This window comes from Pantoea sp. SGAir0175 (genome assembly GCF_043547855.1).
This window is the reverse complement of sequence record NZ_CP028081.1, coordinates 3656249-3677938: the sequence shown is the minus strand read 5'-3', so window position 1 is coordinate 3677938 and position 21690 is coordinate 3656249. Positions and strand designations below refer to the sequence as shown.

Sequence of the window (21690 nt, the reverse complement as noted above, 5' to 3'; positions counted from 1 at the left end):
TACAGTGCGGTTCTGCCTCCGAGCCTTTTCCGCTTACTCCGAGGCTTCGCGCAGCATCTCTTCGTGCGGAATATCCTGCAGAATCTGCTCAAAGCTGCGCAGACGTTTGTAGATCGACATCAGCGTAATCAGCGTGGACCACGACGTAATCAGATACTGGAACGACGAGCGCACCTGATCGAACACGTTGGTGATCTGGTTAAGCAGCCCCAGCGTAATGGTGCCCGCGACAATGGAAGGGAACAGCACGAACAGCCCGAACACATTGTCCACCTGCAGGTAGAGAATGCGCGTGATGTTGAAATAGAGGTAGTGGAAATAGAGGCGGAAATAGTTGTGACGCACGCGGCTGAACAGCTCCTGCACCGTGGGCGGTGCGGCGCGCTGCGGATCGTCCTCGCCGTACACCAGCTCTTTACGGTACGCGGCTTCCACCCGCTGATTGCGGAACTCCAGCCCCGGCAGTTTAATTCCCACCAGCGCCAGCAGCGCGGTACCAAACAGCGACCACAGCAGCGCGGCGATCACCAGCGCATAAGGGATATTGCCGAGAATCGGCACTTCCTTCACGTGGTGCGACAGCGTCACCAGCACCGGCAGAAACGCCACCAGCGTCATGATGGCCTGAATAAAGCTGATGCCCCAATCCTGCAGCGTGCTGGCGAAGCGCATGGTGTCTTCCTGCACACGCTGTGCGGCCCCTTCCACCAGGCGCAGGCGCTGCCAGTTATGCATGTAGTAGTTGTTCATCGCGGTACGCCAGCGGAACACCCAGTGGCTGACGAAAAACGAGTTCATCACGCCGATCACCACCGCGATCAGCGCAATGCCGAGAAATGCCAGCACCTGCACATAGAACTGATGGATGGCCACCGAGCCGGCTTTGGTCAGCGCCTGCTGAATCATGTCGTAGAACGGACCATACCAGGCGTTAACGCCGACGCCGACCTGCACGCCAAACCAGGTGACAAAGATAATCAGTAACGATCCCCATACTGACCAGCGCTGCCACGGATGGTTGTCGATGATGCGCCACACCAGCGCAAAGGCGCCACCCATGATCCAGTAGTAGGCATAAAACCACAGCTGGCTGGCGTGGATAAAGCGGCTGGCGTTGGTCGGCAGCGGCTGCTGCATCGCCGCCTGCAAAGCGGGAAAGCGCGCCGGAAAATCATTGAAAAAGCCAAACCAGGCAAAAATGGCAATCAGGCTCCAAATCGCGGCCGAGCTGAAAAACAGCGCCGGCCGCGGAAAATAGGACTTAAACATAGGCACTCCGCTGTTGTGTGTACTCTTTATACCGCTTCCGGCATTTATCTGTCTGTTGTCGGTTGTATCCGACGATGACAGCATTGCCGCTTTTATGTAAAGCGGCAGAGTTAGTTGTTAAGTTTTTTGTGCTCATTTGTTTCGGGAAACTAAATTATTAACGGCGATGGTGTTACACTACGCCAACTGTTACCGGTAACAGTCTTGCTGTATCCCTTAAAACGCCAATAAAAACCATTACAACGCAACTACTTAACTTTCATGCCGCATTATATGCGGTAATGAGGCAATGTCATGTCAGAAGAAAAAAAGGGTCACACTCGCCGGGATTTCCTGCTGAGAACCATCACCCTGGCGCCGGCAATGGCGGTAGGCAGTACGGCGATGGGGGCACTGGTCGCGCCAATGGCCGCCGGTGCGGCAGCGTCGTCGGCCGCTGCGCCGCAGCAGGCGCGCGAGTATCAACCGGTGTGGTTTACCGCCGAAGAGTTTGCCTTCCTCAAAGCCGCCGTGGCGCGCCTGATCCCCAACGATGAACGTGGTCCTGGCGCGCTGGAAGCCGGCGTACCGGAGTTTATCGATCGCCAGATGAATACGCCGTATGCCACCGGCAGCAACTGGTATATGCAGGGACCGTTCAATCCGGATCTGCCAAAAGAGCTCGGCTATCAACTGCCGCTGGTGCCGCAGCAGATCTACCGTCTCGGCCTGGCCGATGCCGATGGGTGGAGCAAACAGCAGCACGGCAAGGTGTTTGCTGAGCTGACGCCCACGCAGCAGGACGCGCTGCTGAGCGCCTTCGAAAACGGCAGCGCGCAATTCCCGCAGGTGCCGGCCAAAACCTTCTTCGCCTTTCTGTTGCAAAACACCCGCGAGGGCTACTTCAGCGATCCGATCCACGGCGGCAATCAGGGCATGGTGGGCTGGAAGCTGATCGGCTTCCCTGGCGCACGCGCCGACTTTATGGATTGGGTAGAGCGCGGCGAACGTTATCCGTTCCCGTCAGTTGATATTCGCGGCGAGAGGGCGTAACCGTGGTAAATGCGTTAAAAAAAGTGGATGTGGCGATCGTCGGTTTCGGCTGGGCCGGGGCGATCATGGCGAAAGAGCTGACCGAGGCCGGTCTGCATGTGGTGGCGCTGGAGCGCGGGCCGCATCGCGATACCTATCCGGATGGATCCTATCCACAGTCCATTGATGAACTGACTTATAACATCCGCAAAAAGCTGTTCCAGGATCTGTCAAAAAGCACTGTGACTATCCGTCACGATGCCTCACAAACCGCCGTACCGTATCGTCAGCTGGCGGCATTCCTGCCGGGCACCGGCACCGGCGGCGCCGGCCTGCACTGGTCGGGCGTGCACTTCCGCGTCGACCCGGTCGAGCTGAACCTGCGCAGTCACTACGAGCAGCGTTACGGCAAAAACTTTATCCCGGAAGGCATGACCATTCAGGATTTCGGCGTCAGCTATGACGAGCTGGAACCGTTCTTCGATCAGGCGGAAAAAGTGTTCGGCACCTCCGGCAGCGCCTGGTCAATCAAGGGCAAAGTGGTGGGCAAAGAGAAAGGCGGCAACCCGTATGCGCCGGATCGCTCCAGCGACTTCCCGCTGCCGGCGCAGAAGCGCACCTGGTCGGCCCAGCTGTTTGCCCAGGCGGCGGAATCGGTGGGCTATCACCCTTACGATATGCCGTCGGCCAACACCTCCGGTCCCTACACCAATACTTACGGCGCGCAGATGGGGCCGTGCAACTTCTGCGGCTACTGCAGCGGCTACGCCTGCTACATGTACTCCAAAGCGTCGCCGAACGTTAACATTCTGCCCGCGCTGCGCCAGGAGCCGAAGTTTGAGCTGCGCAACAACGCGTATGTGCTGCGCGTCAATCTGACCGACGATAAAAAACGCGCGACCGGAGTGACCTATCTGGACGGTCAGGGACGTGAAGTGGAGCAGCCGGCGGATCTGGTGATCCTCTCCGCCTTCCAGTTCCACAACGTGCACCTGATGCTGCTGTCCGGCATCGGCAAGCCGTACAACCCTATCAGCAACGAGGGCGTGGTCGGCCGTAACTTTGCCTACCAGAACATCTCCACGCTGAAGGCGCTGTTTGATAAAAACACCACCACCAATCCGTTCATCGGTGCCGGTGGCGCGGGCGTGGCGGTGGATGATTACAACGCTGATAACTTTGACCATGGTCCGTACGGCTTTGTCGGCGGTTCACCGTTCTGGGTCAACCAGGCGGGCACCAAGCCGATCTCCGGCCTGCCGACGCCAACAGGCACGCCGAACTGGGGCAGCCAGTGGAAAGCGGCGGTGGCGGATACCTATAACCATCACGTGTCGATGGATGCGCACGGCGCGCACCAGTCGTATCGCGCTAACTACCTCGATCTCGATCCCAACTACAAAGATGCTTACGGCCAGCCGCTGCTGCGTATGACCTTTGACTGGCAGGACAACGACATCAAAATGGCGCAGTTCATGATCGGCAAGATGCGCAAAATCACCGAAGCGATGAATCCGAAGATGATCATTGGCGGCGCAAAAGGGCCGGGTGCCCATTTCGATACCACCGTGTACCAGACCACGCACATGAGCGGCGGCGCCATCATGGGCGAAGATCCTAAAACCAGCGCGGTGAACCGCTATCTGCAAAGCTGGGATGTGCCGAACGTATTTGTCGCCGGCGCTTCTGCCTTCCCGCAGGGACTGGGCTACAACCCCACCGGCATGGTGGCGGCGCTGAGCTACTGGTCCGCCAAAGCGATTCGTGAACAGTATCTGAAGAACCCCGGCCCGCTGGTACAGGCATAAGGAACATGGCGATGATCAAAAGTTTAACAGCCCTGTTGCTGGGCACCCTGTCGTTCGCCGCGCTGGCGGAGGACACCGCCGCCGATGCGCTGGTGCAGCGCGGTGAGTATCTGGCGCGCGCCGGTGACTGCGTCGCCTGCCACAGCACCGCAGGCGGTAAACCGTTTGCCGGCGGCCTGCCGATGGTGACGCCGATTGGCACCATCTACTCCACCAATATCACGCCGGATAAGGCAACCGGCATTGGTGACTACAGCTATGACGACTTCCAGAAAGCGGTGCGTCATGGCGTGGCGAAAAACGGCGACACGCTCTATCCGGCGATGCCGTATCCATCTTATGCGGTGGTCAGCGATGACGACATGAAGGCGCTGTATGCCTACTTCATGCACGGCGTGGCGCCGGTGGCGCAGGCTAACAAAGAGAGCGACATTCCGTGGCCGCTGTCGATGCGCTGGCCGCTGGCGATCTGGCGCGGCCTATTCGCGCCAGATGTGAAGGCGTTCCAGCCGGCCGCGCAGGAAGATCCGGCGCTGGCACGCGGTCGCTATCTGGTGGAAGGGCTGGGCCACTGCGGTGCCTGCCACACACCGCGCAGCTTCACCATGCAGGAGAAAGCGCTGAATAACGGCCAGGGCAATGATTATCTTGCCGGCAGCAGCGCGCCGATTGACGGCTGGACCGCCAGCAACCTGCGCGGTGACAACCGCGATGGCCTGGGGCGCTGGAGCGAAGCGGATCTGCAGCAGTTCCTGCGCTATGGCCGTAACGATCACACGGCGGCGTTTGGTGGCATGACCGAGGTAGTGCAGCACAGCCTGCAGTATCTCAGCGATGCGGATATCAGCGCGATTGCCCGTTACCTGAAATCGCTCGGCGCGAAAGATCCGTCTCAGGCGGTGTTCCGTGAGGATGACGCAGTGGCCCGGGCGCTGTGGAAAGGTGACGACAGCCAGCCGGGTGCCGGCGTGTATGTCGACAGCTGTGCGGCGTGTCATAAAACCGACGGCAGCGGCTATCAACGCTTCTATCCGGCACTGCGCGGGAATCCGGTGGTGATGGCAGAGGATCCGACGTCGCTGATTCACATCGTACTGGTTGGCGGCACGCTGCCGGGCGTGCAAGGCGCACCGACCGCGATCACCATGCCGGCGTTTGGCTGGCGTCTGAACGACAGTCAGGTGGCGGATGTGGTGAACTTTATCCGCACCAGCTGGGGCAACGGCGTGCAGACCAAAGTCACGGCGAAACAGGTGGCGAAACTGCGCCAGGATGACAGCGTGCAGCCAAAACAGGGCAGCGCGGATATCCGGGTGCTGGAAAAGCAGTAAGCCTGTCTTAAGCATTTCCTTCAGGTCATGACGCGGTTCATGGCCTGAAGAGTGCGAAAAATCCCACTTAAATTCATTACCTTAGATTTTCCTTTCAGACGTTTCTTGTAAGAGATTCCTTCCCCTACGTTTAAAAATCCCTGCCGCTTATTAAGCGTTACTTTAACGATATTAACTCTGGCGAAAAGGATGACCATATGTCTGTAGGCTATTACGACCCGACCAAACCGGGGCAGGAGAACTACGTCAATTCACCTTATCAGTACTGGAAAGGGGTGATTGAGGATAAGAGCGTCAGCTATATCGAATTTGCCATTAACGGCCAGCTATTTACTACGCAGGTAAACGCGGACGGCAGCTGGGAGTATCAGTTGCCGCTGCGGCTGGAAGAGGGGAGCCATAATCTCACCGTGCGCTTTTTCGACCGGGCCGGCAACGCCGGGATTCCGTTCCAGACGCGGCTGGAAGTCGATCTCAGCCCGCCCGATATGCCGGCGATTATGCGCGTACTGGATGATTTTGGACCGGTGCAGGGCCCGGTTGGCAACAAAGGCTTTACCGATGATAAAACGCCAGCCATTTCCGGTTATGCCGAGCCGGACAGCATTGTCCGCCTGTACAGCAACGGCGTGCTGACTGGCAGCGTGCAGGCAGCAAAAAACGGCCAGTGGACCATCACGCCGGCACTGAGCGACGGTGAACAGCGCCTGTCCGTCACCGCCACCGACAAATTTGGTCAGGTGAGTGTCGATTCCCCGGTCTATACGCTGTTCGTCAATACGCCGCGCATCGATAAGCCGCAGCTGCTGGAAGTATTTGATAATGAAGGGGTGAATACCGGTGTGATCAAAGCCGGTAGCGCAAGCGACGATCGCAGCCCACGCCTGAGCGGCAACGCGCCGCTGGATGCCGAAAACGTCATCATCTACGTCAACGGGGTACGCGTCGGCGTGGCACCGGTGATTGACGGGCAATGGCGCTGGGAGAGTAACGTTGATCTGATGGGCTACGGTGAAAACACCATTACTACCCGCGCGCAAAATAACCGTGGTGAGTTGAGCGATGCGAGCGAGCCGTTTACCTATACGGTGGTGCCTACCGCGCCGGTGAAGATCGAGTATGCGCTGGATAATTTTGGCCCGGCACAGGGCAAACTGGAAAACGGCGCGCTGACCGATGATTTCACGCCCACGCTCAAAGGCACGGCAGAAGCCAACAGTATCGTCTACGTGTATGCCACGCGCGAAAACGGCAGCTGGTGGCTGAAAGGCAGCACCCAGGCGGATGCCTTTGGCCACTGGCAGGTGGAAATTGCCCGACTGGATGGCGGTGCCGGCCCGTATCACTTCCAGGCCAGTAACAGCCCGACGCGCGATCCCGCTGCGCCGCTGTTCGACCTGTATGTGTCAGATAACGGCACCCGCCTGAAGCCCACCATTGACGCGGCACACGATAATGTCGGGCCCGAGCAGGGCAAATTAATCAACGGCGCCACCACCGATGACATGGCACCGACGCTGCAGGGCAAAGCCGAAGCCAACAGCATGGTGTATATCCATGCGCGGCATATTGATGGCCACTGGGTGGTGTTAGGCAGCGTTAAGGCCGATGCCTGGGGCAACTGGATAACGGAAGTGCGCGCGCTGCGCGGGGGATACGGCACTTATGAGTTTCAGGCTGCCAAAACCCCCGATCGCGACACCAGCGCCGAGGTGTTCAGTCTCAACATGGTGCCGGAAAAACCCGGTATCGTTTCTGCCTGGGATAATTTTGGCGCGCAGACCGGCGTGCTGCATCAGGGCGATGTCACTGATGATCTGACGCCAACGCTGAAAGGCCATGCTGCAGCAAACAGCGTGGTTTATATCTATGCCCGCCACGTGAACGGGGTATGGGTGACGCTCGGCAGCGCCGTTGCGGATGCTCATGGTCACTGGCAAAGCGAAGTGCGCGCGTTACGCGGCGGCTTTGGCAAATATGAGTTCCAGGTGTCAGACAGCCCGGTGCGTGACGCCGCCGCCGATGTTTTCGACCTGACGATAATCTCCGGCAAGACGGAGATTATTTCTGCGTGGGATGACAGCGGACCAAAGCAGGGCCAGCTGAAAAGCGGTGATATCACCGATGATATGACGCCAACCCTGAAAGGCACGTCTGCACCCAATAAGGTGGTGTACATCTTCGGCTGCCATATTGAGGGCCACTGGGTATTAATGGACTCGGTCACAGCGGATGCTACGGGTAACTGGAGCTACCAGTCTTACGATCGCTCGCCATGGAAAGGACTGACGCAATTTCAGGTCAGTGATAGCGCCATTCGTGATGTGAATGCGCCAACCTTTCTGCTGGAGATCAATGTCGATCCGCCGAAGGTCGATCACAAGGGGCTAGTGTGGAATTTCAACGACGGTACCCAGCAGGGCTGGATCGCCAGCGGTCTGTATCACAAAAATGACAACATCGGGGTTAAGCGCTGGAGCGGAGGCAATTCCTCTTATGAGTTGGGTTCCATGACCAACGGTTCAAACACCAACGGGTTCAAAGGAGAAGTGGTTTATCGCTATATTCAGGTCGAAGCGGGTAAAACCTACCAGTTCGATTTTGATGGCTACCGTATTCCTGGCGGTAGCCTGAAACCAAAAATCGGTCTGGACGTTAATGGACAGAAAGTAATTCCTAATATGGGGCTGGATGCTGCCTGGAATCATTTCAGCGGACTGTATACCGCCAGCAAAACAGAGGTGGTTCGCGTGGCGGTAACCAATGAGGTTAATAACGGTAACGGCAACGATTTCGCTATCGATAACATCGGGGTTAAAGAAATCAGCCGGGTTCGTGGACAACCTGATCTGGTGAAAGACGCTAACGGTCATCCGCGCTATATCGATTTTAAAACCGGGGTCAGTTATACCATCGACGACAGTCTGAAGATGACGCTGATTAAAGGACCGAATATCGGCGGCGAGCAAAAAACGCTGAAGCATGGCGAAATCATTGTTGGCCGTGGCGGCCAGATGAAGCTGGATTTCGACGGCGTGGCGGAGAAAGTGGTGCTGAAATCGGATTATGTGCACAGCAAAGGCAATTACATCGATTTCTATGACACGCAAGGTAAATTGCTGCACAGCTATGAGCTGAAGGCGCATCCTGGCACCCTGCGAAGCGACATTGTCGAGTACCACGCCCCGGCCGGTAAGCTGATCGGTTCAGCCGTGGTGCGCGTCAATCCGGCAGAAGTGGATTCGGTGAACAATCCGGGCGGCGTGCGCATCAGTGACGTTGAATGGGGCATGCATGATGATCATGTCGGTATCACCGCCTTTGATGTTCCTGCCGTCATCACCCTGGGCGATGAATTCGCCGTTTCCCTGAGCGATGTGCTGGCGCAGGGCAAGCAGGGCAGCACCATCGATATGACGGGTCACGGCAAAAACGTCCTGAGCGTAACGGTTGACGATATCCTGCAGGTTGGAAGTCAGGATCTGTTCGTGAAAGACGGCAAAACCCAGTTGCTGATCAAAGGCGATGCGCAGGACGTGGTGAAACTGGATGACATCCTCGGCGACGGCGGTGACGTGGGCGATTGGGTGAAACAGCAGGGCAGCACCACGGTGGCTGGCGTGAAGTATCAGGTTTACAGCCACAGCGGCGTCGATGCCGACGTGCTGATCCAGGAAGGGGTGAAAACCGAACTGGTGTAAATCTGGCGGGGGCGGAAACGCCCCCAAAGGTTTGCACCAGGACGTAGCGGCGCGATTTATCGCGCGATGAATCGTGCCGCTCCAAAGGGTGCGCATTACCGGGCTGAACCGGCCGCCGCCCACCTTGTGCCCGTCCGGTTTAAATGTTTTCCAGATCCAGTCCCCGCGTCTTCGGCCCGTAAATCCCGACCGACAGCATCACCATCAGCATGCTCAGCACGATAAACACGATCACGCCCTGACTGCCGGCATACTGCAGAATCAGGCCAATCAGAATACTGCTGAAAGCGGTCGACAGCCGGCTGAACGAATAGCAGAAGCCAACGGCGCGCGCACGAATGTGCGTCGGGAAGATCTCGGTCTGATAGGCGTGATAGCTGAAGGTCAGCCAGGCGTTGCTGTAGGTGATCAGGAAACCGCACACCACCATCAGCAGCGGGTTGCTGGTCAGCGCGAACAGCGTGCCGAACACCACCGTCATCAGCGATGAAAAAACGATCTGCCATTTGTTTTCCAGCCGGTCGGCGTAGCGGCTGCAGATCAGCGAGCCGAGCGGATAGGCCAGCGTGATGAAAAAGGCGTACAGCAGGCTGTGGGTGACGGTGGCCCCCTTGCCGGACAGCAGCGCCGGCAGCCAGTTACCGAAGCCGAAGAAGCCAATCGCCTGGAAGAAGTTCATCACCACCAGCATCAGCGTACGCTGGCGATAAGCCGGTGCCCAGATTTCGCTAAAGCGCCCTTTTTTCGGCAGCTGTGCCGCCGCATCACGCTGAGAGAAATCGTCCCCCGGCTCAATGCCGCAGCGTTTTTCCATCTCGCTCAGCACCCGGTGCGCGTCCTGATGCCGCCCCTGCTGCGCCAGCCAGCGCGCCGACTCCGGCAGGTTTTTCCGGATAAACCAGATCACCAGCGAGCACAGCGCACCGGCGATCACGACCCAGCGCCAGCCTTCGAGGCCGAGCAGGGTTTGCGGTACCAGCCACCATGACATCAGCGCCACCGTCGGCACCGACAGGAACTGAACGAAAAAAGAGAAGGCAAACGCGCGGCTGCGCAGATGGGCCGGCACCCACTCCGACAGATAGGTATCGATGGTCACCAGCTCGACGCCCAGACCGATGCCGACCAGAAAGCGGCACAGAATAATCATCTCCGCGCTGTGCTGGAACGCCATCAGCAGTGAGAACGCACCGTACCACGCCAGCGCGCACATAAAGGTCAGGCGACGGCCGAAGCGGTCGGCATAGGGCGTCAGCAGGCTGGCACCGACAAACAGGCCGAGAAAGGTCGCCGAGGCGAACGCCGCCTGATCGGCGATACCAAACACGCCCGCGGTGCCGGTGTGGAACACGCCAGCGGCGACCAGCCCGGCGCTGATGTAGCCGGTTTCAAACAGATCGTACAGCTCGAAGAAGCCGCCGAGCGCCAGCAACGTAATAAAGCGCCACAGCCCGGCGGAAGAGGGCAGAGCGTCGATGCGCCCGGCCAGCGTCTGGCGTTCGGTAGCGATGCGATCGGTCGCCACCCCTGTCGAATAGGTGGTTGTCATTATGATTGTTACCTCGGTGTTTGCAGGATCCGCCCGGTGGTGGTTTGTCAGAAATCATTAACCGTTAGCAAGCGAAGAAATAGCAGAATAATCAATTCGTCCGGGGTTGCCGAGAGGTGCAGCGGTGACATTTTGGCAACGTGCGTTGCAGTTCACAGAAAGCGGTACGCCGTCCATGGCGCCAGGTCAGGGCAGATGCGGATAAACGCCCGGACCGATGGGCAGGCCCAGCAGATACCACACCAGCAGCAGCGCGATCCACGTCACAAAGAACACCAGCGGATACGGGAAGATCAGCACGTAGTAGGTGCCGAGCTGCGCGTCTTTTTGATAGCGCTGCAGGAAACCGAGGAACAGCGGCAGAAACGGCGACATCGGCGCCAGCGGCAGCACGGCGGAATCGGCGATGCGGAAAATCATCTGGGCAAACGCCGGGTGAAAGCCGAGCAGCATAAACATCGGCACAAACACCGGCGCGAGGATCGACCAGATCGCCGAGCCGCTGGCGATAAACATGCACAGAAACGCCGAGAGGAACATCAGGCCGAGAAAGGCCGGCGCACCGCTGATGCCGGCGCTCTCCAGCATATCGGTCAGGCCGATGGCCATAAACTTGCCCATGTTGCTCCAGTTGAAGAACGCCACGAACTGCGACAGCGGAAATACCATGACGATAAAGCCGGCCATGCTCTTCATCGGATCCACCAGCAGTCGGGGGATGTCGTCAGCGCGGCGAATTTGCTGCGTTACCGCGCCATAGGCAATCGCCACCACAAAGAAGAACAGGATGATGATCGGCACGATGCCCTGAATAAACGGCGAAGGGATGATGCCGCCGGTTTTCGGGTTGCGCAGCGGCGCATGCTCCGGCACCACCAGCAGCGCCATCACGCCGATGAACACCAGTGCGGCGAGACCGGCCGCCTTCAGGCCGCGATTCTCCTGCGCCGTCAGCGGTGGCAGGCGATCGTGATGGCCGCTGTTCCAGACGGGCAGGCGCGGTTCGACAAATTTATCGGTCAGCAGCGCGCCGGCCACGGTCAGTACGATGACCGAGCTGGCCATGAAGAACCAGTTATCGATCACGCTGACGTGGACCGTGTCGCTGACCGCTTTGGCGGCCTCGGTACTGATGCCGGAGAGCAGTACGTCGGTGGTGACGATCAGCAGATTCGCGGTAAAACCCGACGCGACGCCGGCAATCGCCGCCAGCAGACCCGCCACCGGATGACGCCCGACGGCAAGGAAGATCAGCGCGCCGAGTGGCGGCATCACCACCAGTGCGGCGTCGGAAGAGATATGGCTGAAGAACGCGATAAACAGCACCATATAGCTGGCGTAGCGACGGCTGACGCGCGACGCCATTTTCACCATCAGCGACTGCAGCAGCCCGACTTTTTCCGCCAGGCCGGCCCCGATCACCAGCGCCAGAATGGAGCCCAGTGGGGTGAAGCCGCTAAAGTTTTTGATGATGTTGGGCAGGATCCACTGAATGCCCGCCACGCTCAGCAGGTTATTGACCCGCACCAGTTCGCCATTGGCCGGATTTTTAACGGCCACATCGAGGCTGCTGAGAAGCGCGGTGGCGATCATCAGCACCACGATCAGGTAGACAAACAGTAAGAACGGGTTGGGCACTTTGTTGCCGACCCGCTCAATCCAGCTGAACAGCTTGCCGGGGCTGCGATTTTCGGTCATCACTTCCATCGGTAGATCCTCATGAGTCGTCTTGTCAGTTATGTTTGCGTACTGCTTATATTTTTTTAATGGTGATGCGTTGGCACCAGGTCGCCATAAATGGCGACCTTACACGGTAAGGAGCGGTGACCACCGGCCACGCCCTCGTAGGGTGCGCATTTATGCGCACCTGGCGTAATGCGTTGCTGAACTCAGGATGCTAATGTCGATGGCTGCACGCCGGCCGGAATCGGGCACACGTACGGCTGTTCGCGGCGCACGCGGTCAAACTCTTCACGACAACGCGCCAGCGCGGCATCATCGTGCAAAAGCGTCAGCGCGGTGGCGGCCAGCACTTTGGCGGCGAGGCACATCCCTTTGTGGGAAATCGGCGTGCGGCCCTGTGCCACCAGCTGCCAGGTGTGCAGCGGCGTGCCGAAGGCAAAGCAGGGGGCAAAACACTGCGCCGTCGGCGTTACCCAGCTAACATCACCAACGTCAGTTGAGCCGTACAGCAACTCGCGCGTGACCGCATACGGCGCTACCTCATCCATCAGCACTTTATCCCCCAGCGCCTCAGCCCAGGCGATGCCCGCTTCGCCGCCGGTGCGCGCCGCATTCAGTCGCGCGTTACGCAGATCGTCTTTGCTCAGCGTGGCGCGGATCTCTGCCGCAAATGCCTGTTCCTGCGCGCTGTAGTGCGGCAGACCAAAATGGTGCAAATTACGTTCCATCACCGCTTCCAGCGCGCGGTTGGGCACATAGTTGGAGCAGGCTTTATCAAAACGTACCGTCATCTGCGTGTCGGTCATCAGCGCCGCGCCTTGGGCGATGTTGATCACGCGCTGGTAGATATCCTGGGCCTGGTCGAGCTGCGGCGCGCGAATCAGGTACAGCACTTCGGCATCGGCCTGCACCACGTTGGGCGATACGCCGCCGGTTTGGGTGACCGCATAGTGCAGGCGCGCCTCCTGCACGATGTGCTCGCGCAGAAAATTCGCGCCGGTGTTCATCAGCGTCACCGCGTCCAGCGCGCTGCGCCCGAGATGCGGCGAGTTAGCGGCATGCGCAGCCACACCTTTGAAGTGAAACGCCGCCTGAATATTGGCGAGGGTGCTGAGGTTGAACATGCCGCTGAAGCCTTCCGGGTGCCAGGTCACGGCAGCATCGACATCATCAAACAGCCCCTTGCGCACCATAAAGGTTTTACCCGAGCCGCCCTCCTCGCCAGGGCAGCCGTAAAAGCGCAGCGTGCCGCGTCCGCCCTGTTCTGCCCACCAGGCTTTGATGGCGAAAGCGGCGGCCAGGCCGGCGGTACCGAGCAGGTTGTGGCCGCAGCCGTGACCGTTGCCGTTTTCCACCAGCGGCTCAGGCGTGGCGCAGCCCGCCTGCTGGCTCAGACCGGCCAAAGCATCAAACTCGCCGAGGATGGCGATCACCGGCTGGCCGTGGCCGATTGAGGCGATAAACGCGGTGTCGAGACCGCCGACGCCGCGCTCGACCTCAAACCCCTCCTGCGCCAGCGCATCGGCCAGCAGCGCAGACGATTGCGTCTCTTCGAAACGGGTTTCCGGCACGTCCCAGATGGCATCGCTGAGGGCACTGAAACGCGCCTGGTGCTGGTCGATGTAACGATCGATGAAGTCGTGTGCGCTCATCGGGCACCGCCGAATTGCGTCTGATTAAGCGCCAGCGTAGCCAGCATCTGCACGGCAGTAGCCATCACCGCTTCATCAAAGTCGAACCGCGCATTGTGATGGCCCGCCGCCAGCTCGCAGCCGAAGATGACGTAAGACGCCTGGCCGCCGCGCTGCTGCACGCGCTCCATCATGTAGGTAGCATCTTCGGAACCGGCCGCCTGCTGTTTGCTGTCTATCACCGAACTGAACAGGCCGGTCGCCTCGGCCTGCTGATGGATAAAACTGACCCACGCCGGGCTCGGCGCGCAGCTGCGTGCACCGCCCATCAGCGTGACCTCGTGCTCAACGCCGTACATCGCCGCGGCACCGGCAATCACGCGCAGCGCCTGTTGATAGATATCGTCGTTGACCTGATTACTCGCGCCGCGCGTTTCCACTTTCATCAGCGCAACATCCGGCACTACGTTGCGTCCGCTGCCGGCCTGTAAGACACCAACGTTAACGCGCGCCACGCCGCCGCTGTGCTGCGGCAGAGTGTGCAGCGCCAGCGTGGCCTGCGCCGCCGCCAGCAGTGCGTTGCGTCCTTCTTCCGGTTTGCCACCGGCATGCGCGCCGACCCCGGTGAAACGCACGTCCAGCTTGGTCGTGGCGAGAAAGCTGTCGCTGCCGCAGACGATCTCGCCGGGCGGCACGCCGGTGCCAAGGTGAATGGCGGTGAACAGATCGACATCATCAAGTACGCCCGCGGCCACCATGGCTTTGGCACCGCGTACGCCTTCTTCCGCCGGCTGAAAAATGAGTTTTATGCGACCGCTCAGCTGGTGCTTCATCGCCATCAGCACGCCCGCCAGCGCCAGACCTATGGTGGTGTGACCGTCGTGGCCGCAGGCGTGCATCATGCCGGGATTGCACGAGGCGAAGCCTTCGCGCGTCGGCAGATGATCGGCGGCGGCGCTTTCCGTCTGGTCGAGCGCGTCCATATCAACACGAAAGCCCATCACCGGACCGGGACGTCCGGTGTCCAGCGTTGCCACCACGCCGCAGAAACCGCCGGAGAAGTGGGGCAGCCACTGTGGCAGCGCGCCCTGCTGCAGCGCACGCGCTTCCTGCTGCGCCAGCACTTCAGCAGACGGCAGACCCATGCGCGCATCGGCATCAATCACCTCACGGCCCAGCTGCAGCTGATAACCAAGACGATGCAGCTCTTCCGCCACCAGCGTGGCGGTGCGGAACTCCAGCCAGCCGGATTCAGCATACTGGTGCAGGTCGCGGCGCCATGTCTGCATCTGCGGTATCCGCGCGTTGACGAGGTCGGAAAGGGTGTTCATCGGCTGTTCCTTAGTGTTGGTTTTTTATGCATTCAACCGAATCTACACAATGGTATTAGGGCGCATAAGATGCGAATATCTTGTGACCGATAGACAATGGTTATCACCTGATCATGGCGGCCAATCTTAAACTTCATCAGCTGCGCGCCTTTGTTGACGTGGCGCGCCAGGGCAGTATTCGCGCCGCCAGCCGGCTGTCGGGCCTGTCGCAGCCGGCATTAACCAAAGCGATTCAGGAACTGGAGCTGGCGCTGGGCGCGCGCCTGTTCGAGCGTCGTCAGCAGGGTGTGATGCTGACCGATGTCGGTGAAACCTTTTTTCGTCATGCCTGTCTGGTGCTGGAGGAACTGCGTGTGGCGCAGGAAGATATCCAGCAGCGGCTCGGTCTGGCCGGTGGCAAAGTGAATATTGGGGTGGGCGGCAGCATAGCGCGTACTGTGATGCCGCAGGTGATAACCCAGTTTCATCGTGAATATCCACTGGTGAAAGTGCGTATCGTGGAGGGCCAACTGGTGTCGATGGTGCATGAACTGCGTCAGGGCGCGCTGGATTTCACCATCAATACCTACGACCGGCATCACTTCGATCAGGAGCTGATTTTCGAGCGGCTGATGCAGCGCGAGTATCAGGTGGTGATGCGTAAAGGGCATCCGATGGCGCATGCGCGCTCGCTGGCCGAGTTGCAACACTGCGACTGGACCATGCCGACGCCGCAGGGCAGTTATTACCGACTGCTGCATGATCTGTTCGGTGAGCGCGGCATGGCACCCAAAATCGCGGTGACCTGCGAGACCTTTATGGCCTGCACCAGCCTGGTGGCAAAGAGTGATTTTGTCAGCATCATTGCGCGCGACGTGATTGAAGACCCTACGCACGGCGGGCAGCTGATCGCGCTGGATCTCGACGATCCGCTGCCGAAAGCCACCTTCTATCTGATTCAGCGTAAAGACACTGCGCTGACGCCGATGAGCGCTTACATGGCGCAGCTGTTCCGCCGCTACTGCCAGCCGTGACGGGTGAAAAACTGCATCGTCTACACTTTAGGTGTACGACACGCGTTAACGCACTCTCAACGGAGGTTACGATGCAGGTGAGTCCTTATTTATTTCTCTACGGCCGCTGTGAAGAAGCGATTGCCTTCTATCTGGAGGCCACCGGCGGCGAAATTCTGCAAAAAATGACGTTTGGCGATATGCCGGAGCAGGGCGAGCAGGTGGGCGATGAGTCGGCGCCGCCGCTGCCGCCGGAAAAGATTATGCATGCGCATCTGCGCATTGGTCAGGGCGAGCTGATGCTAAGTGATGGCAATACCGCCCAGCCACCGGCGTCCGAACATGCCGGTTATGCGGTGAGCCTGGCCACGCCAGATGAAGCGGAGGGTAAAGCCTGGTTTGATAAGCTCTCTGCGGGCGGCAAAGTGACCACTGAATGGCAGAAAACCTTCTGGTCGAACGGCTTCGGGATGTTTATCGATAAGTTTGGCATCCCATGGCGCATCAACGTGGTGAAGCCACAGGCGTAACCGACTGGCGTGGCCGCGATGGTGAGCGGCCACGCCGGAAGCGGTTTAGAAGTTGTAACCCACCACCAGGTAGTAACCCCAGCCGGTTGATTTCACTTCAAACGGACCGTTGCCGAAGTTCAGCTCCTGGCCATCAGCCCACTGGCCGCCGTTGTGGAAGTAACGCGCCACGGTAGAGACATGCCAGTGATCGTAGTTCAGCGACAGAATGTGGCTGGAGGCAATTGAGTTGCTGGTGCGCGAGCGGTCAGACTTGTCACGCAGATCGGAACCCCAGTCAAAGTTGGTGAAGCCGATATAGCTCAGCTTGCCGCCCCACAGGTCAGTGATCGGCACAAAGTATTTCACCTTGAAGCGATAACCATCCCAGCTGTTTTCGTTCGCCGCACCGTAGTTTTCCCACTGGTATTTCGCGTACACGTTCAGTGACAGGCCGATATCGCTATGGGTATCAATGTCAGTACCCAGACCCATATACCAGGTGTTCTGACGGCTGTCGCTGTTGCGACCCATGTCGTAGATGTAGTTGTTAGCGAAGTACCACTCTTTGAACGGTCCGAACGCCAGGCTGGTGCCGGTCAGCTTATCGATGGAGAAGCGTGGCTCAATTTCCATGAACATCGGCGAACCGTGGTCAAAAATACCGTTGGCATTGCTGTTACCCACGCCAAAGAAGTTGGTCAGGTCAAGGTAGCCGTAGAAATCAAACCAGTCCTTTTTAGTAAAGGCTTCGTATTCGAGATACACATCATTGTTGAACTGGGGTCCGAAGCGGGTGTGATAACTGCCTACCACGTTCACGCTCTGATGCCACCAGTCAGAAAGGTACTGCGGATCGCTTTCCGCCGCCTGTGCGGCGCCGGTCCAGCTACTGGCCAGTAAGGCCCCTGCTATCAACGTTTTAAATTTCATTATTTTTTAACCACTTGCTCGTGATCGCCGCGCAAATGCTGCGATCGGGTGAAATCGATCCCAGGGGATGGGCAGTGTGCTGTTGTCGCCGGTCTGACGCGCCGGATTTTCAGGCCCGCGTAATGTGCCTGTAACAGAGCGATAGAAAATAGATTTTGATCACGTTTGTCAAAAAGTGTTGCATTTGGATTCAGTAAATATGTGAAGTTGATCACATAAAAGCCGTGTAACGAACGGAACCCCGCAACCGTTTACGTTGTCGGGATACGCAGAGAACTGGCAGGAGAAGAAAATAGCCGGCGCGGATTATCGCGCCGGAGAGGAAAGACGTCAGGGAAGGGTTACGCGTACCTGCAGGCCACACACTTCACCCTGCGGGTTCAGGCAATTCGACAGAGCCACCTGCATCTGATGCTTCTGCGCCACGCTGCGCACGATCGATAATCCTAAGCCGCTGCCCTGCGCCTGGACATCCGGCGAGCGGGTAAAGCGATCGAAGGCGCGCTCGATAAACGACTCCGGCATGCCGGGGCCGTTATCGACAATATCCACTACCGTATGATGACCGACGCGATGCAGCAGCACATCCACCAGGCTGCCTTCCGGCGTGTGCAGCATGGCGTTGCCGATCAGGTTATCGAACAGGCTGCGCAGATCAGAGCGGCTGGCGTGCAGACGATAGTGCGCGGTGCCGTTGAAGCCGATATCAATGCCGCGCTTGTCCGCCACCACCATCAGCTGCTCAATGCTTTCCTTCAGCAGGTCATCAAGCTCAATGGTCTCGACGCTGGCGACCACGGACTGATCCTCCTGGCGTGAGATATTCAGCAACTGCGTCACCAGATGGCGCGTGCGCGTGACGCCCGCTTCCAGCTGATCAAACTGGCGGCTGGCTTCGCCCGGCAGGATGTGCTGACGCAGGTTCTCCAGCTGTAACGTGACGGCGGTGACCGGCGTGCGCAGTTCATGCGCGGCATCCTCAAGGAACTGGCGCTGTGACGACCAGGCCGCGCGTAGTTTATCCAGTAGCGAGTTATAAGCATCGACCAGCGGCAGCACTTCGTCCGGCAGACCGTCCGGCGACACGCTGTGCGGATGCAGGGTTTCCTGCGCCGCAATCTGGCGCGACGCCACGCGCAGATCGCGCGTAATGGCACGCACCACCAGCCAGATCACCAGCAGCGACAGCGGCATCATCAGGATCAGCGGAATGATGGCGGAGAGTACGCGTTTAACCATCAGGCTCTTCATGTAGCCGACGTTGTGCAGCACCTGAATATTGCCGATCTCGCTGCCCAGCTCGCCGGGACGGGTGTAAACGCGCCACTGGCAGTCATCGCCGCAGTCGCCAACTTTTAAATCTGACCAGCCTTTTTTGCTCTGCAGGGGCGCGTGCAACGCCGGCCAGGAACTGGCGCGCAGGTGATTATTGGTGTCCCAGAGCTGAACGATATAGGTACTTTTCAGTTTCTCCTGCTGCATCACCATTGGCATCAGTGCCGGCATGCGCTGGCTGCTTGACCAGGCATCGGCAATTTTGGCGAGCTGGTCGTCCTTCATGGTGCCCATCATGTCGCCATAGCAGTGGTAGAAATACCAGGTGACACCGCCGATCATCGCCAGATGCAGCAGCACCAGCGTGGCCAGCAGTTTGTTGCGCAGCGACCGCATAAACGTAAAGGATCTCATATTGCCGGCACCCGCCAGCCCAGACCGCGCACGTTGCGAATCACTTCGTTATCGAGTTTGCGCCGCATGCCGTGAATCAGCACGTCCACGGCGTTGCTGGTGACCTCTTCGCCCCAGCCGTAGATGCGGTTTTCTAACTGCTCACGCGACAGGATCGCGCCCGGGCGTTCCAGCAGCGCATAGAGCAGGGCGTATTCACGTGCGGTTAGCTGCTCGCGCTGGCCTTTGTACAGCACTTCACGCGTCATCATATCGAGCTGCACGTCGCCGTTGCCCAGCAGGGAGTCCGCCGCACCGTGGCGGCGTCGGGTGATGGCTCGCATACGCGCCAGAACCTCTTGCAGATCAAAGGGTTTGAGTAAGTAGTCATCGGCGCCACTGTCCAGGCCCTGGATGCGCTGCTGCACGGTATCACGCGCGGTCAGCACCAGCACCGGCGTCATGTCACCGCGCGTGCGCGCACGGCGCAGCACATTGATGCCATCTTCACGCGGTAAACCGAGATCGAGCAGGACGCAGGTGTACCCGCCTTCCTGCCAGGCGTTGCTGGCAAATACGCCGTCACGCACCCAGTCCACCGACCAGCCGGCGGCCTCCAGTGCCTGCTGCAGGTTGGCGCCGATCATTTCATCATCTTCTACCAGCAGCACACGCATGATGCCCTCCTGAATAACTTGTCGCAGTGTAGCGCCCGATAATTAGCGCAGAATTAACCTGGCGCGCTGTTTCGTCGGGAAAGCCGTTTTTTTGCTTGCTAATTCTGCGCTAATTTTCTGCTAATTAAGGGATAAATTTAACGCGCTACAGTGACGTCACTGGACATTTTACCGACGCCGGAGGAAGTCATGAATCAGCGCGAATTTATCCGTAGTTTGCTGGAGTGGATTGAAAAAAATTTAGGGCACGATCTGCATCTGGATGAAGTAGCACGCCGCTCGGGATATTCCCGCTGGCATCTGCAACGTCTGTTCCGTCAGCACACCGGTTTTTCACTGGCAGAATACATTCGCCAGCGCCGGCTGACTGAGTCAGCGCTCACGCTGATCAACAGTGATGAGGCGATTTTGCAGGTAGCGATGAGCTACGGCTTTGATACCCAACAGGCTTACACCCGCACCTTTAAAAATTATTTCCGCGTCACGCCAGGCCAGCTGCGGCGTCAGCGTCGCGTCGAGCCGGACCGCCTGCTGTTTCCGTTAGCGGTGGCGGTGTGACATCCCTCGCCCGATTTCCCGTGGCCGCTGCGTAACGGGAAATCGGGTGCGCATTCGCGTGTTTACTTTTAAGCTGCGGTTCTCACTCTTTCGAATCAGCCAGAGAACATGGACAACAGCGATAATCTCACCGCCATGATGCTGTTTGCACGCGTCGTTGAGCGGCAAAGCTTCAGCGAAGCGGCCCGTACGCTGGGGATATCAAAATCGCACGTCAGCCGCGAAATCGCCCGGCTGGAGGTGCGGCTGGGTATCAAACTGCTGCAGCGCACCACGCGCAAAGTGGCGCTGACCGAGCTGGGCCAGGCTTACTATCCGTTCTGCACCCGCATGCTGGAAGAGATGCATCGCGCCGACGCGTTTGTGCAGCAGGTGCATCAGCAGCCTGCCGGCAACGTGCGGCTGCAGGCGCCGATCACCTTCGGCTGTCAGTGCGTGGTGCCGACGCTGAACACCTTTATCCGCCGTCATATTCACATCAACGTCGATCTCGAACTGACCACCAGCGACGATCCGCAGCCCAGTGCGGACGTGGCGATTGTGATCCGCGCACGTGCGCCGGAAGTCGCAAACTACCGCGAACTGAGCAGTATTGACTGGGGACTGTATGCGTCGCCAGCGTATCTGGCTGCGCATCCTGCCATCGATCATCCCGAACGTCTGATGCGCCACGATCTGCTGCTGTTTCACGGCCCGGCACACACGGCGGCATTGCCGTTTCGCCGTGATAAGCAGCGCCTGGCGCTGGATGTGCACAGCCGCTTTCGCGCGAATAACAGCATGGCGCTGCTCAATGCGGCCCTGGCCGGAACCGGCGTGGCGTATCTGCCCGCCTATATGACGCAGGAGGCGCTGGCGCGCGGCGAGATTCAGCAGGTGCTGCCGGAATGGCAGATGGATCGCCTGCACAGTTACCTGCTGCTGAAAGAGCAGCCGCAGCCCTCGTCACCGATCACCTTGCTCTGCGACGCGCTGATCACTGCGCTGGGTGCGCCATGATTGTTGTTTTCTGGCAACAATAACGCGCTGGCTGGCAAAT

16 protein-coding genes are annotated in these 21690 nt (G+C 58.9%); 8 read left to right on the top strand and 8 right to left on the bottom strand.

Going from position 1 to position 21690, the window contains the following annotated elements; all coding sequences use genetic code 11:
• Nucleotides 1-33: 33 nt before the first annotated feature.
• Nucleotides 34-1269 carry a peptide antibiotic transporter SbmA gene (gene sbmA / locus C1N56_RS17250; protein ID WP_104187864.1) on the bottom strand — a complete coding sequence of 412 codons (1236 nt, stop codon included), beginning with the start codon at nucleotides 1267-1269 and terminating at the stop codon, nucleotides 34-36.
• Between the two features lie 294 nt (nucleotides 1270-1563).
• Between sbmA and C1N56_RS17245 the strand changes: the two genes are divergently transcribed.
• The 4 genes from C1N56_RS17245 to C1N56_RS17230 all read left to right on the top strand — a co-directional run bounded on the left by C1N56_RS17245 (nucleotide 1564) and on the right by C1N56_RS17230 (nucleotide 9120).
• Nucleotides 1564-2301 carry a gluconate 2-dehydrogenase subunit 3 family protein gene (locus tag C1N56_RS17245; RefSeq protein ID WP_058770036.1) on the top strand — a complete coding sequence of 246 codons (738 nt, stop codon included), beginning with the start codon at nucleotides 1564-1566 and terminating at the stop codon, nucleotides 2299-2301.
• Nucleotides 2302-2303: 2 nt separating this feature from the next.
• On the top strand, nucleotides 2304-4088 hold the full coding sequence (locus tag C1N56_RS17240; RefSeq protein ID WP_127833577.1) for a GMC family oxidoreductase: 1785 nt from the start codon (nucleotides 2304-2306) through the stop codon (nucleotides 4086-4088).
• Between the two features lie 11 nt (nucleotides 4089-4099).
• A complete protein-coding gene (locus tag C1N56_RS17235) occupies nucleotides 4100-5419 on the top strand; it encodes a c-type cytochrome (protein ID WP_394516911.1) in 1320 nt (439 codons plus the stop codon).
• A gap of 197 nt (nucleotides 5420-5616) precedes the next feature.
• Entirely contained in the window at nucleotides 5617-9120 is a 3504-nt protein-coding gene (locus C1N56_RS17230) for an Ig-like domain-containing protein (protein ID WP_394516910.1), read from the top strand.
• A 139-nt stretch (nucleotides 9121-9259) separates the two neighbouring features.
• Here the strand turns inward: C1N56_RS17230 and C1N56_RS17225 are convergent, their stop codons facing one another.
• The 4 genes from C1N56_RS17225 to C1N56_RS17210 all read right to left on the bottom strand — a co-directional run bounded on the left by C1N56_RS17225 (nucleotide 9260) and on the right by C1N56_RS17210 (nucleotide 15314).
• Nucleotides 9260-10669 carry an MFS transporter gene (locus C1N56_RS17225; protein WP_394516909.1) on the bottom strand — a complete coding sequence of 470 codons (1410 nt, stop codon included), beginning with the start codon at nucleotides 10667-10669 and terminating at the stop codon, nucleotides 9260-9262.
• A 186-nt stretch (nucleotides 10670-10855) separates the two neighbouring features.
• A complete protein-coding gene (abgT, locus tag C1N56_RS17220) occupies nucleotides 10856-12376 on the bottom strand; it encodes a p-aminobenzoyl-glutamate transporter (protein WP_058759275.1) in 1521 nt (506 codons plus the stop codon).
• A gap of 182 nt (nucleotides 12377-12558) precedes the next feature.
• On the bottom strand, nucleotides 12559-14004 hold the full coding sequence (locus C1N56_RS17215) for a M20 family metallopeptidase (RefSeq protein ID WP_394516908.1): 1446 nt from the start codon (nucleotides 14002-14004) through the stop codon (nucleotides 12559-12561).
• Nucleotides 14001-15314 carry an amidohydrolase gene (locus C1N56_RS17210; RefSeq protein WP_394516907.1) on the bottom strand — a complete coding sequence of 438 codons (1314 nt, stop codon included), beginning with the start codon at nucleotides 15312-15314 and terminating at the stop codon, nucleotides 14001-14003. The genes C1N56_RS17215 and C1N56_RS17210 overlap by 4 nt, the downstream gene beginning before the upstream one ends.
• A gap of 113 nt (nucleotides 15315-15427) precedes the next feature.
• On the opposite strand from C1N56_RS17210, the gene C1N56_RS17205 reads away from it, so the two are divergent.
• Together C1N56_RS17205 and yjdN are read left to right on the top strand one after the other, a co-directional pair.
• Nucleotides 15428-16327, top strand: coding sequence for a LysR family transcriptional regulator (locus C1N56_RS17205; protein WP_021507800.1), 900 nt, complete (start codon nucleotides 15428-15430; stop codon nucleotides 16325-16327).
• Between the two features lie 71 nt (nucleotides 16328-16398).
• Nucleotides 16399-16836 carry a VOC family metalloprotein YjdN gene (yjdN, locus tag C1N56_RS17200; protein WP_215800433.1) on the top strand — a complete coding sequence of 146 codons (438 nt, stop codon included), beginning with the start codon at nucleotides 16399-16401 and terminating at the stop codon, nucleotides 16834-16836.
• A gap of 45 nt (nucleotides 16837-16881) precedes the next feature.
• On the opposite strand, the gene C1N56_RS17195 is transcribed toward yjdN, so the two are convergent.
• The 3 genes from C1N56_RS17195 to C1N56_RS17185 all read right to left on the bottom strand — a co-directional run bounded on the left by C1N56_RS17195 (nucleotide 16882) and on the right by C1N56_RS17185 (nucleotide 20093).
• The gene (locus C1N56_RS17195; protein WP_021507798.1) at nucleotides 16882-17748 is read right to left on the bottom strand and encodes a nucleoside-specific channel-forming protein Tsx; all 867 of its coding nucleotides are present in this window, start codon (nucleotides 17746-17748) and stop codon (nucleotides 16882-16884) included.
• Nucleotides 17749-18078: 330 nt separating this feature from the next.
• Nucleotides 18079-19437: a sensor histidine kinase gene (locus tag C1N56_RS17190; protein ID WP_058759279.1), complete on the bottom strand. Its 1359-nt coding sequence runs from the start codon at nucleotides 19435-19437 to the stop codon at nucleotides 18079-18081.
• On the bottom strand, nucleotides 19434-20093 hold the full coding sequence (locus tag C1N56_RS17185) for a response regulator (protein ID WP_021507795.1): 660 nt from the start codon (nucleotides 20091-20093) through the stop codon (nucleotides 19434-19436). Before C1N56_RS17185 ends, C1N56_RS17190 begins: the two co-directional genes overlap by 4 nt.
• A 189-nt stretch (nucleotides 20094-20282) precedes the next feature.
• Between C1N56_RS17185 and C1N56_RS17180 the strand changes: the two genes are divergently transcribed.
• Together C1N56_RS17180 and C1N56_RS17175 are read left to right on the top strand one after the other, a co-directional pair.
• Nucleotides 20283-20651 (top strand): helix-turn-helix domain-containing protein, encoded by a 369-nt coding sequence (locus tag C1N56_RS17180; protein WP_021507794.1) that lies wholly within the window; start codon nucleotides 20283-20285, stop codon nucleotides 20649-20651.
• A gap of 108 nt (nucleotides 20652-20759) precedes the next feature.
• Nucleotides 20760-21650 carry a LysR family transcriptional regulator gene (locus C1N56_RS17175; RefSeq protein WP_394516906.1) on the top strand — a complete coding sequence of 297 codons (891 nt, stop codon included), beginning with the start codon at nucleotides 20760-20762 and terminating at the stop codon, nucleotides 21648-21650.
• Nucleotides 21651-21690 lie beyond the last annotated feature (40 nt).